This window comes from Candidatus Kryptoniota bacterium, assembly GCA_036567965.1.
Classification (GTDB): domain Bacteria; phylum Bacteroidota; class Ignavibacteria; order Kryptoniales; family JAKASW01; genus JAKASW01.
Genome location: DATCTN010000027.1, coordinates 119,670 through 135,683 on the forward strand (window position 1 = coordinate 119,670; position 16,014 = coordinate 135,683).

The window sequence follows — 16,014 nt, forward strand, 5'->3', positions numbered from 1 at the left end:
GAATTGGTTGCAAAGGTCGAAGCATGGAACGCTGGCCTGCCCTGACAAATTAGTTCGATTCGAATTTAGTGAAAAGAACCCCGCCATCAAAGTTAACGGATTGTAGGAGTAGCAGACCTTGTTGGAGATAGTTTGATAGATTGTTGACCTGCCGAGTTTAATGGGGAAGTCATCAAAGCAGTCAGTAAGATGATCCGCTGCCCCTTCATTGTTCACCGTCCGTTGTTGCTCAGGAAGATATTCATTCTGGTCTTGTCGGCACAAATTCCCCCGGCAACATTACACGATGCATGCAAGAAATGCAAGAGTGTCGGTACATTAGCATCTCCTTTGAGTTTCAAACGATCCCCTCTATATTAGTTCAAAGGGCGAGCAGAGATTGCTTGAGAGAAGAGAATCGTTGCATGGGATGGCGGTTTTATCGGGGACAATTATTCTGCTACTTCTTCATGGCTCAATCGCGTTCTCCCAGAATGATAGCCTAAGAGCTAAAAGAGTCTCAGACTATCTGTCGCTAATTGAGAATTCCCAGACGAGCACGCTAGCTTCAATCCCTTCCGGTCAATTGAAACAATATGCGAGAATAGTATATGAAGCCGATGAAACAGATCCGCTGGCAGTAGACAAAGAAATACAGAAGAATCGTAAGTGGCGTGTAAGCCCATCTCGATTCAGATATGCCCTACTTAATAGTATCAAAGCTCGGCTGTCACTGCTGGATTTTAATTTGGTGGCAGCACCTCGCATTGTGAAGGCCACAATAATCCGAGTTGAGACGGTTGATTATAAGGTTGAAGGTGGTCCACCTGGTGTGAATGCCGGAAGTCTGCCAAGGACTGATCTCACAGCGATAGTGGACGAAGTTTTTAAGTCGGACACTCTCCTTTCTACGGGTGACATAATTAGATTCTACTACTTCCCCTTCTGGCGACCAACACGTTGGAACTTTGAGATCGGTGATACCTGCCTTCTGCCGTTAGAGCCTCTTTTGTTTCGGGGGACAGAATTTGTTGCGTTAATTACGGACCTTGATGGTCACCGGAGCGATACGGGTGCTATTGAAAACGACAGCGCAAGCTATGGGAGATATCCCATCGTCAATGGTGTGCTTGTTGACCGGAAGAATTCATTCGGTTACGGAGCGAGAACCAAGTGGGAGTCATTTAGGTCGATTCTCTTGCAGGAAATCAAAGCGATAAAATCGTGGTGAATTGAGAATCCAGGATTCCGATTTTGAGCCTCAACAATTTAACTCGTGCATTAAGTCTCAAACATCTTTCTACTTTGGGTACTAGCAGAATAGGGGGAAGGGTCTTCTAGATTTGGATTATGTCTATACCAGCGTGCGAGCAATGCGTTTGATTGAACATGAGAATAAACTTGTCCCAATACCGAGCGTCTAACTACTTGATGTACTAAGTCAAGGTTATTGGGATTTCACCACGGGCTGTTCCACCGTAAATATGCCAGCTAGCACGCTGCATACCTATATGCCCTGAAAGTTGGAACAGCCCATTTTTATTTCAGGCATGTTGGCGTTTCCTGTTGTTCTTATGAATAGTAAAGGTACAGATAAGGTCACTAATTTCACATTTGTACATCATATGGGGGCAGGTCAAACATTGCTAAGTCGCTTCGTGTGTGCAGAGAGCACGGCTCCCCAATTCTTTCTTGGACTTGGATCATGTCTGCGTTCGTGTCTACCGGTTGCCATTAATAGTCCGACAAGGTAAATTTCTTAAGACATGGGGGTTGAATCAAATGGATGTCATAATTCTGGAGAAGAACGACGGAGATTGGTAAACGGGTTTGCAATTGCAAACTAAGATGGAGGAGTTCAGATCTTTGTCTGGAACAAAATGAGAAGCTTCACGAACAGGAGATTGAGAATACCCAATTGCAAATCCTTTTCTGATTACTACTCATCCTCGTGCTTTAAAGAAATTTCGACGAAATTCAAAAAAAACTCTCTGAGTTGGAGGCAATAACTTGAAGAAGAATGGAGAAGAAGGCAAATCGCAGACGAGTTCTTCCAGAAGAAAATTCCTGCAAACGATAGGCACGGCGACTGCTGGGCTGATAATTGCTCCTTATATAAAACCCGGAAGCGTCTTTGCCTACAAGCATCATGTTTCCTTGTCATCCCAGCCTCAAGTAGGGATCACCCAGACGATCAATACTAATGCAGACTCATATGATCCTACGACCGTCAAGCAAAAAGTGCAATACCTGTTCGATCAACTCGGCGGAATCAGCGATGTGGTGAAGGCGGGCGATAAGGTTGCGATAAAAATTAACCTGACCGGTGGGTCAGGCAATGCCACGAGTACTCTGCTTAACGGCGTGTCAATTACAGAAGCTATGTGGACCCACCCTGCGGTTCTTCAGGCAGTTGGCGAATTATTGATTGATGCGGGTGTTACTGCTGGTGACATTTACATTGTGGATTCCTTGTGGGACACGGGCTCCAAAGCGCCGTTCGGATCCAGCGACAGCTTCGGCTATGCTGCTGTTCAGAAAGCTCTGGGCTGTAACATGATTGATCTTAACAATGCAACGCCTTACAGCAGCTTTGTCGACATGTCGACAGGTAGCAATCCATTTAACTTTGCATCTCTTAAAATGAATCAAATACTAAAAGATGTCGATGTCTATGTCTCGATACCGAAGTTGAAGCAGCATGCTGAAGCAGGCCTCACGTGCTCGCTAAAAAATCAGGTTGGCACTGTTCCGAAAGCTCTTTACACGATACAAACCAATACGGGCCGGCGGCAGCAGCTCCATAATCCAACCGGCGGGGCATCGAATAGCTACCTCCCGGAATCCATCTGCGATCTCAACGCTGCTCGTCCCGTAAGTCTTGCAGTGGTAGATGGGATCAAGAATGCCAAGGGCGGGGAAGGTGTTTGGATTTCCACTTTCGTTCCATACGCTAGCCATGTTTTGTTGGCGGGGAAGGAACCTGTTTCGACCGACAGTATTGGAGCCTACCTGATGGGACTAGATTGCGAAGCCAAGAGCCTTCAGTTGCCTGACGGCAAGACAACTTGTGATAACTACCTTGATTTACTCCACACCAAAGGAATGGGGACGAATCAACTTAAGGATATTAACATCGTCGGTGACGGAGCGAGTCTGATTACGTCCGTCCGACCGCACAACGACGTCAGACTCCCGAGCAATTTCCTTTTGCTTCCGAATTTCCCGAACCCATTCAACCCATCCACCAGAATAGTGTTCTATATGCCGAAGGCCGCAAGGGTTTCGGTCAAAGTCTTCACAGTCACCGGGAGTGAGATTCAAACGCTTGTTGAAGGTGAAGTTCCTGCGGGGCAACATGACCTCTACTGGAGCGCAGAGGGATTGGCCAGCGGAGTCTACTTGTGCAGGATGGAGACTGACAACTTCTCCGACACGATTAAGATGATCTACATGAAATAAAGTCAAGCATCGTGTTCATCAGTATAATAAAATGTCCGGTGCGTCGTGAGAGGGTACGTCGCACAAAGCACTAATTGGTATACGCCCAACTGGCAATCTCATACTCCCATCGACAAAAGGGCTGTGGGAGAATGTCGTGGATTATAATCAAGAAGATAATAAACGAAACGGTTCGGTAGTTTAACCCCAGGAGTACGCCTAACGAATACGTTGGCCAAGTAGTTAGGCGACACGCAGCAACAAGTCGGCAAATCTTTGACAGGAGGGAGGTAAAATGAAAATTTGTTGTTTTCTTTTATCTATTTCATTCCTTTCGATCTGGGGGTGTGATGTTACCAACGAACATTCTTCGAGTTCCTCCTTCGCTATTTACCGACTGAAGGATTCCACATTAACAGCTCAACACGTTTGGAATTTACCCATCGACAGTTTGATTTTGGCGGATGCGCCATTCTTGGTGCAGGACTCTCTAATATCTTATCGCTGGCAAACGCACGAGTTCGTAGCAACAGCATCGGTAGATACGGAACTGGCCATTCTTAGGAGACACAATGGCCCAACGGCAGGAATACCTTTCGTTGTTATGGTAGGACGCGACCGCATCTACCTTGGAGCCTTTTGGTATCCATATTCATCTCTATCGTCGAGTGTTCCATATATAGACGTGTGGCTGCAGTCTCATCAGATTCAAAAAGCGTGGACTCCGATTGATTCGGTGGACAAGCGGAACGACCCCCGCATCTATTCTGCTTTGAAGAACGCTGGAGTGCTTGTTGAATAATCAGCAGACGCTAACGATGATGTCATGATACGCTTGTTTATCCACATGGTGTGCGTCGGCTAACAACCAGGAAGAAGATGCTCATCATGGGCTATATATCGAATCGCCCGCCTTCCGCAAGTCCCGCCTTGCGGGACGGCGGAGAGGCTTCATGGCGCGCTCATAGGAAGAGAATGGTCGACGACTCGACTCATCGAGATGCGTGCCACGACTTTTTTCTCGCACACGTCGTGCGTCATTAGTAGATGTGGGATCAGGACTTGAGTTGCACTTGAAGAAACCATATCAAGAAGAGAAAAATTATGTGGACGACAAAATGAAATCAAGCAAGAAGACAGCGAGAATCGCGGGCGTCCTCTACTTGCTCGTCGGCATCTTCGGCGGCTTTGCAGAAGGATTTGTTGAACCCAAGATGTACATTGCCGGCAACGCGGCGGCCACGGCTGCGAATGTTATCGCGAACCCCTTACTTGTTCGCATAGGCGTTGTCGCTGACCTGTTGGATCAGACATTCTTTGTCTTTCTGGCCCTGACCCTTTACATCCTGCTGAAGCATGTGAACAAGAACGTGGCGAGGGTAATGTTGATCCTCGTCTCTCTCGCTGCCGGCATCGGATGCCTCAATGCGGTCTTCGAGTTTGAGGGCTTGCGTGTGGCAACCAACAGTGGATATGCTGCCGCCTTTGGCATCGAGGGTTCGCGTGCTCTCATATATCTTTTACTTGAAACCCAGCACTATGGTATCCTCATCGCGCAGATATTCTTTGGCCTGTGGCTGGTGCCGCTTGGGTATCTCGCTTACAAATCAGAGATGTTCCCCAAGTGGCTCGGCGAGTTTCTCATCGTGGGTGGGGTCTGCTACCTCGTTGACCTGCTCGCTGCTTTCCTTGTCCCCGACTTCGGTCAAAAGATTCACTCCTTCGTCGTCATTCCGTCAGCAATCGCGGAAATCTCGATGGTTGCATACCTGCTCGTGGTTGGCGTGAGATCGCAAAAGCCAGGCGGACCCATCTCCCAAAGTTCCGAATGATGATGAGATTAAGATGTGCCACTTGGCAAGCGCAGACGCCAGCTAATAGAACCCATATTGTCACGAAGATACGCCTTCGGCGAAAGCGGAGAGTAGAGAAGGAGTGGATTAAACGATAACAGGAAAACCTCCTCGTCGCAAAGGAAGGTGCCAATGCCTGACCGGATCTCTGACTTTGCATTGGTACATTAATATTGCCGCAGCTTCCTGTCCGCCGAAGTCGTTCTTTCGACGAAGGCGGAAGCTCCGGTCCGTTAGAACACACGAATTACATATTGCTAGTTACATGAGTTAGAGAAGAGGCTAGAAACGATCACAGTTAAACAGTTGCAACTAAAAGGAATTTAGCTATGCAAACAATTTTGGGAGCAAACGGAACAATAGGTTCTGTATTAGCAAAGGAATTAACGGCTTACACCAAGCAAATAAGATTAGTAAGTCGCAATCCTAAAAAAGTAAATGAAACAGACGACTTATTCCCAGCCGATTTATCAGATGCAAGTCAGGTAGAAAAAGCTATTGAGGGTTCTGAAGTTGTGTATCTATTAGTTGGATTTGATTACAACATAAAAGTTTGGCAAAATAATTGGCCGAAACTTATGCGTGCCACAATAGATGCATGTATTAAGTACAAAGCGAAATTGGTATTCTTTGACAATGTCTACGTCTATGATATATATGCTATCCCGCACATGACTGAAAATTCACTCATAAACCCAGCAAGTAAAAAAGGGGCGGTTAGAAAAGAAATTGCTGACATGCTTTTAAATGAAGTAAAATCGGGGAAATTGACCGCACTAATCGCTCGTTCTGCTGATTTTTATGGCCCTAATAATGACAGGAGCTTTTTACTTGAAATGGTTTACAAAAACATTAAGAAGGGCAAGAAACCCAATTGGTTCATTGATGCAAATAAAAAACATTCCTTTACGTATACACCTGATGCAGCCAAGGCTACTGCACTATTGGGAAACACTGCTGATGCATACAACCAAGTGTGGCATTTGCCCACCGATAGAAATGCCTTAACAGGTAAAGAAATGATAGCATTGTTTGCCAAAGGAATGAATGTAGAAAACAAGGTTTCTATATTGCCGATGTGGTTATTGAGAATACTCGGTTTATTCATTCCAATAATGAAAGAGATGCCTGAAATGATGTATCAATACGATCGGGATTACTTTTTTGATTCAAGCAAATTTGATAAACGATTTAGCTTTAAAACTACAACCTATCAGGAAGGTGTAAAATTAACAATTGAGCAAACAAGAAAATAAATGATGGGGGTAGGCAAACCGCTGACGGCACATTGGTAATATTGCGGATTCAGTGGTTAATTAAATATTCTACCGCATGTGTTCTACCAAGTCTCTCTCCGAAGAAGTCCTTCGGACAAGCTGACGGAATCAGCCGTTGACGATTTCGCCGCGCGACAGTACGCCGAGCTTGATATGATCAACAGATACGTCCGCGCAATGGGCCGCATAGGACTGGCTGATCGCCGCCGCAGCTTCCTGTCCGCCGAAGTCGTTCTTTCCACGAAGGCGGAAGCGCCCATCCGTTAGGCTAATAATGGTTATGCTAAGAGGAGGTAAAACCATAGCCGAACAGGAATTGAGGCTAAATGCGCCTGGCTATGAGTAGGACTATGAAATAATCTACAAAAAATGGATTTCGCGATAAATAAAAGCTTGTGAGTCAGGTATCGATCATTCCAGGGGAAATAATCAAAGGAGGCAAATACTATGGACAAAGAAATTAAAAATTACGAATACAGGATCATCCCTCAGTCCACAACTGCCGTGCGCCCCAAAAAGTGATCGAGTGTTATATTAGTAACTGAGGCAAGAGTGGATCAGAGGAGATTGCAATGGGAAAGAAGCGGCACACGGTAGAATCGATCGTGGCGATGCTGCGGGAGATAGAGGTTCACTCGGCTACATGCCTCCAGCTCCAGAAGTCTTTTATCCTCGTCAGGTTGCCAATGCTTGACAGGATTACTAACTTCATGTTGGTACATAAACTGTGGTCAGGTCATTCATCGGAAATTCCTTACTTGAAAATTCCCTCTGCATACGATAGATTACGTCCTGCGACGGTAACATCTAACGCGACATCTAACGTAGGTTCCGGATTTCGATTCTAGGTCGCGAAATTCTTTGAAAGAAGCAAAATTCTGAGGGGTTGTAGCTCAGTTTGGTTAGAGCGCCTGCCTGTCACGCAGGAGGTCGCGAGTTCGAGCCTCGTCAACCCCGCCAAATTCCTTCCGATTTGAAACATTCCCCTCGACTTTTCGACTCCTTCGGTATTCGTGAACTGTACAAATGTGTACAGTGTTGAGAATCCTTACTGTACAGTTGCAACTCCCGATCCACGATGCTTGCTCGAAGTTTGATTGCATCAGCATGGGCCCTGCCTTTCTTCTATGCCGATTAGCAATCATGATTTTTGTTATTCATTAGAATTACTTCCCGGACCACATATGCTTGAATTTAGTTTCAATTCCATGGAGTTCAAAGGCTGAGGAATGGTTCTCTGTTTCGGAAACGAAATTTTGAGAATTCCTTTTCTCAGTGCAACTTAGTGGTAGAAATAACAAGGCAGGTGCCTGCGGTATCTGCCGGGGGAAACGGCCTGCGGAACTCAGTGAGTGTCCCGGCCGACTTTAAGACAATAAAATGGGGGTAATAACAATGTTACTGTCAGAATTCAGAAACTGGGCGGTCGAGTATGGGGAGACGAACTTCTCAAAGAAAACAGCCGAATGGTACAGAATATCACTCGACTCGCTGATAAAACTCATCGGAGACAAGGAAGTTACTTCTGTCACGCCACTCGAAATAGAAAAATACAAGACGTTGCGCAAGAAAGATGTTGCCGAGGCGACTGTAAACATAAATCTTCGCGCGATCAAGAGTTGCTTTCGGAAGGCATTCGAGCTGGAACTTCTTCAGAAGAATCCGACTGAAAAAATCAAAGGCATACGTGAAGCAGATCAGTGTCCGCTTTACCTCACAAACAAGGAAGCTTCAGAATTTCTAGGTGCCGCTCAACGTGAGCAATGGTTTGGCAAGATCGTCCTTTTCGCAATACAAACCGGGCTAAGGAGAGGCGAGATTACAAACCTCCTGAAGAAGGACGTGGATATCGCTAACAGGGTCATGCAAGTCCATTCGACGACTGGGTACAGGGTCAAATTCGGCAAACGGAGAGTCGTCACGCTCAACGATGTGGCTCTTCAAATCGTCAAAGAGCGGATGACCGCCAATGATTCCGAGCCGCTTTTCACGGACGAGGATGGCAAAGCAATTGATCCGACCGTGCTAACAAAGAAGTTCAGAAAATACGTAAGGGAATTGGGTCTGAACAGAAAGCTACATTTTCATTCCTTGCGACACACTTTTGGATCCCTTCTTTGCCAGAACAATGTGCCGTTGAGGGACATCCAGGAGTTGATGGGACATTCGCGGATAACCGTGACAGAAAAGTACGCGCATACATCTCCGGAACATTTACACATGTCTACTGGGGTAATGTCGACTCTGACTGCTTCATCTACGGGAATGTTCAGCTGGAACTAACTTCTCAGAAGGACGCAGTGAGAACACGGGTGGGCTTTGACCTCATAGTGGGAGCTCACCCTTTTCATTTGCATCGGTGAAGCAGCCAGGAACCGGCAAGGACCGTAGTTATCTTTAAAAATGTAATTTTGTGAAATCAGAAAAACTCCATATTATGTGGCATAGAAAATAGACGCACACTTCCAAAAGTCGTCGCGTGGGGGCAACAAACGATACAGGGGGCACATTGATGAGGAGGGAAAAATCAGAGATCAGCACACAATTCCTCGTTTGGCGAACGAAACATAATCTTGATCTGACCGAGGAATTGACAAAAGGAATTCTCGTCGCCAAGCGTGCCATGGAGAACGTGCGTAAGATGTCCACGAGGAAGGTAGCGGATATCCACCTGACTTCGGTAATAAGCGACATGATACTCAGGGATTTCTCTTATGGAAAGAGGGCGAAGATTGATCCGGCGAAGTTCAGGCTTCCGATCGCGGGGAGCAAAATACGCTATGACACATCGACGTCGATTCTCCATATCCCATGTCTGGACGCGAAAATATTTGCTCCACTTCCGATCGGTTTGTCAAGAATATGGAAGGCGGAGCTGGACGAAGAGAACGTGTATCTAACGTTCGAATTACCGTGTGCTCGGAGAATTGCGTCGGAAAGATACCTGGGGATTGATGTCAATGTATCGCGTGCTCCAATCGTGGTGGGGGATCCAAGGACCGGGGAGTTCTGGAAACTCGGAGCAGAGCTCTTCGAGCTAAGAAAACGGCATGAAGCATCCGTGGCGGCTCTGAAAAGAGCAGGCAATTTCAGGGCACTCAAGGGCGCAACGGGCAACTACTCGAACAGGATGAATTCGGCACTGCACAGGATAACGAAGGAAGTGGTGATGATGGCGGCTGAACGTAAGTCGGGTATCGTCATGGAGGATCTTTCCGGCATCGAACACAAGGAAAGAGACCATTGGCGAGAGAAGATGCTGAAGCAGTGGGGGTACTCGAGACTTCAACATCTTATTGACTACAAGGCAGGCCTCATGGGGGTAGAAGTCCATTATGTGTCTCCCTATGAGACGAGCTCCCGATGTTACCTCCACAGGATCAAGGGCGAGAGATCGAAGACAAACATATTCTATTGTTCTCTTGGTCATTCGCTGGACGGAGATGCCAATGCTGCATTCAACATTGCGCTGAAGTTTTTGACGGATAGCGTCGTGAGCTAACTGAATCGCGAGCGGAGATGGCACCCGCGGGCTCCGCCATTCGTGGTGGAAGGGTCCGAGCTCCTCAATGTGGGGGTTGTCAGAGAATAGGGGAAAAGACTCAAAAAAACGGGAAACTGGATTCCTGCAAATTGTACAAAACGCAGGGGTAGAGGATAATTCGCGAAAATCCGCGCGAGCAATCTTATCGGTGAAGAATACGAATCTGATAATGAAAGCCCTCGAGCAGCGCTATGCGATCACCTTCATGGAGACCGTGCACGCGATTCCCGGGGCGCGCGGGAGAGAAATATTCAACGTGGGTCCGATGGAGAATCATATGGTCGCGTGGAGCGGGATAAGCTTTGAACTGAAGCAGGCGCTTCTTTCGCTGGTGGAAGAGAGAAAGATAGTGGTCATGGGAATCGATTCGAGCTTCTATAGGATATTGAAGGAAGAATACCAGAAGCATCCCGGAAATGAGAGCATAGTGGACGTGTGCGAGAGGTTGATGAATCTTCCTCGCGCGAGCATGGACGACGCGCTGGAACAAAAGCATTATGATGATGCGCACTGGCTGCCGGCGATGATACTATTAAGACCGCCGGAGGACCATCTGGACAGTTTAATGTTTCAATCTTACACAAAAGACGGACAGCAGAAATATGAAGCCTAAAGACATTGTAAAGAGAGGAGTATCAGGATGAGCGACCAAGTTGAACAGGCAAAGGCAGAGTGGAAAAAACAGATTGAAGACGCGAAATCAAAAATAGTCTGGAACTGTAATTTTCCTGTTACCGGATGGCACGAAACTGGGTGTCCTCATAGAACATGGACGACCGAAGAATTGCATAACGCTTTGATTGCCGCAAAGGCTTCAATGATACTTATGTGCGAGGACGACGAGAAAGAGTCGACAACACATTCCACTGATGCGGCAAGCGAGCTGCCGAACGATGAGAAATTGCAAAGTGGGCAAAAGAATATGCAGGCTACGGAGAAGAGAGAAAACGAGACGGATTCATAATAGGCGCGAAATGGGTGCGCGATATCGCGCGAGCGGCAAAAAATACAGTAGGGGAAGGAAAGCATGAAGCCTAAAGACATTGTGCGAGCTATAAAGAAATTCGGGCCTACGACGTTCATTCAGCTCATGGGGGAAGTGCCTGGTTTTGTCGGAGATTATGATTTTCGCATAGGCAGTGCGGAGCAGAATGCAGTTATGTGGTCCGGCATGTCTCCGGAAGCGATAGCGATTCTGGAGAACCTCATAAAATCGGAGCGCGTGTTTTACGTGCCGACCGTTAGCGGATATTACAGGTTTGCTCTCGGAGCCGTGGCAGATGAAATCACGAAGAAGGAAATTGACGACCAGATCTTGTCGTTGCCGAGGGTAGAAACGTGTCAGAAAACGGGAAAACGGAATCCCGCAATTCAAGTGGATTTCACACATCAACAACAAAAAGAAGGAAATAAAAATGAAGAGCTTTGCTGACATGTTTAAAAATGATTTTCTCATTTCGCGCAGGAAAGATCTCGAGGCTCTCCTCGTAGAAAACATCGGCCCGCCGGCCGCGCCTGAGAGCTATCCACAGGAACCGGAAGACCTGTTAAGGATGCACAGGATCGCCGACGTCTGCGTGCGCGAGGAAATAATTCTTCGCAAGATTGGAGAGACGCCGTTAAGGCGGGTCCCTCCCGCAACCCAGCTTGCTTATCTCGTCGGAAGCGCCGTCCACGATGCGGTCCGGAGCAGGTACAGACACATCGATCTCACGGTAAGCGGTGTGTGCCTTCGCCATATCCTGTCGCCCGTATACGAAGATCTCCTCTCATACGAGCACCGCGAGGTGAATGGTGACGAGAGAGTCTGCGCGATCCACCTGCTCGGCAAATGGATGTGCACGAAGTGCCTCGCTGAGATCGGCGGCAATGGTAAAAAGGACTGGAAGGCGTCTCCCGAGTTTCACCTCACGCCGGATGGCAAGATTTGTGACGAGCCTATGACTTACAAGGAACTTGAGCTCCGTGACTACGAGGCCGGACTTCGAGGCGACCCTGACGGCGTGCTCGAGATCGAGATAATAAGCGGCGCACCGTTATATACGCTCCTCGAAGTCAAAGTGCTTAACGAGTTCAACTTCGAAAATTTTTCAATTTCTCTCCCGAGAGTATATTATTGGCAGGTTCAGGGGTATCTGGGACTTACGGGACTCACCCGCGCGACGATGCTTCTCGTCAACAAGGCTGCGCGCGCCTCGAAGGACATGTACTCGGTTCTTGAAGTTTATCGCGACGAGCCTGTCATCGAGATGATCTGCAGGAAAGGGCGCGAGTTCCGGAAGGCCAAGGATACAGGGGTGCTCCCCGAGAAGATCTGTGAAAAGATCACGGACAAGCGCGCGGGAAAATGTCCCGTGAGGGATATTTGCTTTCGCGCGAATAACGAAACGCGGCTTACACGCATCGGGGATGTTGCAGCCGAATTGGATAGAATAGTCAGTAAACAGGGAAAGGGTAGAAACAATGGAAATATCGAATAGCATAACCGTCTCAAGTCATAAAAAGATCTTCGAGGAACTTGGCGTGAATGATGCGCAGGGTCTCATGCAAGAGCTTGCACGGACCACCGACAATCTGACGCAGAATTCACTCCGGCTCGCGCAGATCTTCTACCATATCAAAAACGACGAGCTATACCTCGACATGGGGTTCATGACGTGGGAGGCATTCTGCATGAAGTACGTGAAGCTTTCATCGCGCACGGTCAACTCGATGATCGAAGCGTGGGGAAGATACAGAGGACTCCCGCCGGACAAACAGAGAGCTATGACGGGAATCGGCTGGACAAAAGCGCGCACGCTCTTGAAGGTGGCGGACGGCGACAACTTCGGCGATCTCGTAAAGGAGGCAAAAAGGCTTACCTGCGATGAGCTTCAGGCAAAAGTCGGAATGCAGCTCAAGGAGAAAAAGTGCCGTGAGATTTCGGCCGCGCCCAATCGCACGCTAAATGCTTCTTCGGAGGACCCGAATGTCATCCGCGACAGGAGCGGCGAGCCGGAGCAGCTCTTCAACATGAACTTCAAGCTGTATGGCGACCAGTACAGATCCGTCGTCGACGCGCTTGAATTGGCCTCGAAGATGTCGCACTCCCACAAACCGGGATATAATCTCTCACTTATTGCATTGGAGTTCGTAGCGACGCATAGTGATGCTAAAGGTCTGAAGGGTTTGCTCGCGCTTGTCGAACAGACTCGCGGGGTTACGATTGTGGCTGTAGACGACGAGTCAGGAGAATTTATCTATGGAAAGGAGAATGTGCAGGAATCGGTTTAGAGTTATTGGCGCGGTTGTCGCGCGCCATTCAAAACAAGCGAAAAACGGGAAGCTGATTTCCCGAAAAACGGTTCAAAAAACGAATGAAGGATTAAGAAAATGACAGTCGGAGAAAAAGTAAGATATCTTAGAATGAAGAAAGACTTAAGTCAGAACGAACTCGCCCGGCTAGCTGACTTAGCGCAGCCCACAATCTGGCGCCTGGAAGCCGGCGACCAGCTTACTCTCAAAGGCAATCACGCGGTGCGGCTTGCAAATGCCCTCGGCACATCGGTCGATTTTCTTCTTTCAGACAGAGAGAAATGTAACACCACCGATTTCGTGGGCCACGACGACGGGATTGACGAGCTCGTGAAGCTTTACGTCGACTCGAATCAAAACGTGCGCGAGAAGATTTTGGACTACGCGCGATTCGTAAATATTAAACCATAAAGATAACCGGAGACGCTCTGCGTTGGCGCGCTAGTGTTGATGCGGGGCCTTCTTCCGGAATTTTGTGAAGCGAAAGAATGAAACAGTATTAATGAAAGGAAGGACGGATGGATATGGAAGATCTTGATATATATTTCGTTTCGATGCGCGGCCAGATTAGGACCTGCGGTCATAGACATAAGAGTGCCGCGCACGCGGTAAAATGCTCGCTGGAAAACCGCGCTGACCTGGCGCCGTGGTCCGGCGGCATCGATCGTAACACAGAGATCGGCATAATAGTGGGCAAACAACTTTTCAGGGAAGGCGATTGGATACTTACGCCGCAGGGGAGCGCGGAAATCATGAGTATCGATCGCGGCTTTTGCCGTTATAGAATCACTTACCTCGAGAGAAATACGGCGTGGGATGCCACGTACAGTGAAGCCGAGGAGATTTCGGTGGAATTTGGATTTTCCATGACTCCGTACGATCCTGGCGACATCATGCTTGCGCTATCCAGGAAGCTTTCCGAGTTAGGCGATCTTACTGGATGGGAATCGAGAGTTGAGATTAACGATCACGGCTACTACAGAATAGTGCTCATGCACGAGGACTATGACTGGTTTGTGCTAGTTGGACACGACCCACGATTCCAGAATATAGAAGCCGGAACGGTGGTTGGAGATATACTGGCGGGGCTCAACGGCGACTACTCGGTGGCAGCATTGAATGATGCTATGGATTCTATCTTGGCGATACATGAGGCAGTACACTGTGGCGCAGACGATGGTGTTGGCGAGGACGAGGCGCGACTTTTACGGCGACCTTACAATTAGACTGCGGGCTATTGTCTCGATGGCAGTCGATTCGGACTTTTAAGACTTTAGAGGCGGCATATCTTGCATCAGTCGGCCATGCTGCGGGACCTATCCAGATAAACTAAGATGGGTCGCGCAGATGGGCCTTTTCGTGCGCGATTTGCTGGAAGTTGATTTCCCGAGATGCGTGGCGAATAGTCGTGTGGGCAAGATTGCACCGTTAGCTTCAGCAGTCAGGCTTTCTAGGCTCAGAGATCTCATCATCATTGAGCGTGGATCCAAAGATCGAAGGTCCTCCGACTACACGCCGATAACTGGTACCTGAAGCTATTGCTATTGCTTGGATTCCTTGCGTATCTCACCTTCCGAATCTTCAGGAGCTTCTTCACGCAGAATCCGGGGAGATCTTCCGCCCACTTGCTTCAGATATTGGAAGACCTAGGTTTCTCACGCGGTTTATCGACCTCCCGCACTGCAATTAGGCGGGGTGCATAATTTTTGTGGTAGTGTCTCAGTTTGAAATCTTGATTTAGGGGTAGATGCTTGACCGGATAAGTATCATGCCGTATATTTCGGCATGAAGAAACCAAAGAGACCGAAAGACACAAATCAACTTGCAAAATCGGTTGTTGAGTTAGCGATTGGTGAAAGAGTTGAAACTTCGATTAGTGAGGGAAAAAATCCTCACGCCGTTGAGCTTGGAAGATTAGGCGGACTCAAGGGCGGCAAGGCAAGGGCGGAGAAACTCAGCGCAAAGCAACGATCAAATATTGCAAAAGTTGCGGCTCAAGTGAGATGGGGAACAAAAAAGAAATAGATACCCATCAAGAATTTTCTTCTGATTGTCTTTTTATAAATTCATCAAACAGCGGAACCGCAAACGAGTACTTACCATGTCGATTACGATAGATAATTCCTCTCCTTTGAAGAACATCAAACAATTGCGTGATCTGACTACTGCCAAAAGGCTTTTCAAGTATTTCTTGTGATTTAGCCACAACATCTTTGGTAGTAAAATGATCAGAACAGTGGTCTAAAGAGGCTACAACATTCAAGAGGTCCCTTTGTCTATCCGTAAGTAGCCCCCACCGTCCAGAGAAAAAATCAACGTCAAGTTTCTTTATAATTTCCTCAACGGGTACTCGCGGCTTAGGAATACCAGATTCAATTTGGCGAATAAAACTGTCGAAGACTTCTTTGCAAATAAACCGAATAAAATAGGGATAGCCACTTGATGTTTTGATTATTGTTTCAATGGATTCCGCTGAAAACGCTAATTGGCTTTGACTTTTCTTAATCGGTTTTTCAATTGCCCTACGACTATCTTCCTCAGACAATCGTTCAAGAAACACGGTCTCAAACATTCTTTCGGAATATGTCCTTGTTGCAACCAACAATGGCAGTAGAGTGGGTAATCC

The 16,014-nt window shown here is 47.6% G+C and carries 17 protein-coding genes and 1 tRNA gene; 17 read left to right on the plus strand and 1 reads right to left on the minus strand.

Annotated elements, in window-relative coordinates; translation table 11 throughout:
- Positions 1–409: 409 nt before the first annotated feature.
- The 17 genes from VIS48_12900 to VIS48_12980 all read left to right on the plus strand — a co-directional run bounded on the left by VIS48_12900 (position 410) and on the right by VIS48_12980 (position 15,413).
- Positions 410–1,210, plus strand: a complete 801-nt coding sequence (locus VIS48_12900) for a hypothetical protein (protein ID HEY9167048.1) — start codon at positions 410–412, stop codon at positions 1,208–1,210.
- A 779-nt stretch (positions 1,211–1,989) separates the two neighbouring features.
- Complete coding sequence (locus VIS48_12905; GenBank protein ID HEY9167049.1) at positions 1,990–3,441, plus strand: DUF362 domain-containing protein; 1,452 nt, start codon at positions 1,990–1,992, stop codon at positions 3,439–3,441.
- A gap of 274 nt (positions 3,442–3,715) precedes the next feature.
- On the plus strand, positions 3,716–4,222 hold the full coding sequence (locus VIS48_12910; GenBank protein ID HEY9167050.1) for a hypothetical protein: 507 nt from the start codon (positions 3,716–3,718) through the stop codon (positions 4,220–4,222).
- Between the two features lie 316 nt (positions 4,223–4,538).
- Positions 4,539–5,252 (plus strand): DUF4386 domain-containing protein, encoded by a 714-nt coding sequence (locus tag VIS48_12915; GenBank protein HEY9167051.1) that lies wholly within the window; start codon positions 4,539–4,541, stop codon positions 5,250–5,252.
- A 350-nt stretch (positions 5,253–5,602) separates the two neighbouring features.
- Positions 5,603–6,529 carry an NAD-dependent epimerase/dehydratase family protein gene (locus tag VIS48_12920; GenBank protein ID HEY9167052.1) on the plus strand — a complete coding sequence of 309 codons (927 nt, stop codon included), beginning with the start codon at positions 5,603–5,605 and terminating at the stop codon, positions 6,527–6,529.
- 593 nt (positions 6,530–7,122) lie between these two features.
- Positions 7,123–7,398 (plus strand): hypothetical protein, encoded by a 276-nt coding sequence (locus VIS48_12925; protein HEY9167053.1) that lies wholly within the window; start codon positions 7,123–7,125, stop codon positions 7,396–7,398.
- Between the two features lie 34 nt (positions 7,399–7,432).
- Positions 7,433–7,510 (plus strand) — tRNA-Asp (locus tag VIS48_12930).
- 435 nt (positions 7,511–7,945) lie between these two features.
- Positions 7,946–8,833, plus strand: coding sequence for a tyrosine-type recombinase/integrase (locus VIS48_12935; protein ID HEY9167054.1), 888 nt, complete (start codon positions 7,946–7,948; stop codon positions 8,831–8,833).
- A 229-nt stretch (positions 8,834–9,062) separates the two neighbouring features.
- Complete coding sequence (locus VIS48_12940) at positions 9,063–10,052, plus strand: transposase (GenBank protein HEY9167055.1); 990 nt, start codon at positions 9,063–9,065, stop codon at positions 10,050–10,052.
- Between the two features lie 211 nt (positions 10,053–10,263).
- Positions 10,264–10,707: a hypothetical protein gene (locus tag VIS48_12945; GenBank protein HEY9167056.1), complete on the plus strand. Its 444-nt coding sequence runs from the start codon at positions 10,264–10,266 to the stop codon at positions 10,705–10,707.
- Positions 10,708–10,734: 27 nt separating this feature from the next.
- A complete protein-coding gene (locus VIS48_12950; protein HEY9167057.1) occupies positions 10,735–11,058 on the plus strand; it encodes a hypothetical protein in 324 nt (107 codons plus the stop codon).
- Positions 11,059–11,121: 63 nt separating this feature from the next.
- Positions 11,122–11,526, plus strand: a complete 405-nt coding sequence (locus VIS48_12955; GenBank protein HEY9167058.1) for a hypothetical protein — start codon at positions 11,122–11,124, stop codon at positions 11,524–11,526.
- On the plus strand, positions 11,510–12,574 hold the full coding sequence (locus VIS48_12960; GenBank protein ID HEY9167059.1) for a hypothetical protein: 1,065 nt from the start codon (positions 11,510–11,512) through the stop codon (positions 12,572–12,574). Before VIS48_12955 ends, VIS48_12960 begins: the two co-directional genes overlap by 17 nt.
- On the plus strand, positions 12,558–13,367 hold the full coding sequence (locus VIS48_12965) for a hypothetical protein (protein HEY9167060.1): 810 nt from the start codon (positions 12,558–12,560) through the stop codon (positions 13,365–13,367). The genes VIS48_12960 and VIS48_12965 overlap by 17 nt, the downstream gene beginning before the upstream one ends.
- A gap of 99 nt (positions 13,368–13,466) precedes the next feature.
- Complete coding sequence (locus VIS48_12970) at positions 13,467–13,799, plus strand: helix-turn-helix transcriptional regulator (GenBank protein HEY9167061.1); 333 nt, start codon at positions 13,467–13,469, stop codon at positions 13,797–13,799.
- 107 nt (positions 13,800–13,906) lie between these two features.
- Complete coding sequence (locus VIS48_12975) at positions 13,907–14,614, plus strand: hypothetical protein (GenBank protein ID HEY9167062.1); 708 nt, start codon at positions 13,907–13,909, stop codon at positions 14,612–14,614.
- Positions 14,615–15,173: 559 nt separating this feature from the next.
- Positions 15,174–15,413 carry a hypothetical protein gene (locus VIS48_12980; GenBank protein ID HEY9167063.1) on the plus strand — a complete coding sequence of 80 codons (240 nt, stop codon included), beginning with the start codon at positions 15,174–15,176 and terminating at the stop codon, positions 15,411–15,413.
- A 7-nt stretch (positions 15,414–15,420) separates the two neighbouring features.
- On the opposite strand, the gene VIS48_12985 is transcribed toward VIS48_12980, so the two are convergent.
- Positions 15,421–15,960, minus strand: a complete 540-nt coding sequence (locus VIS48_12985) for a hypothetical protein (protein HEY9167064.1) — start codon at positions 15,958–15,960, stop codon at positions 15,421–15,423.
- Positions 15,961–16,014 lie beyond the last annotated feature (54 nt).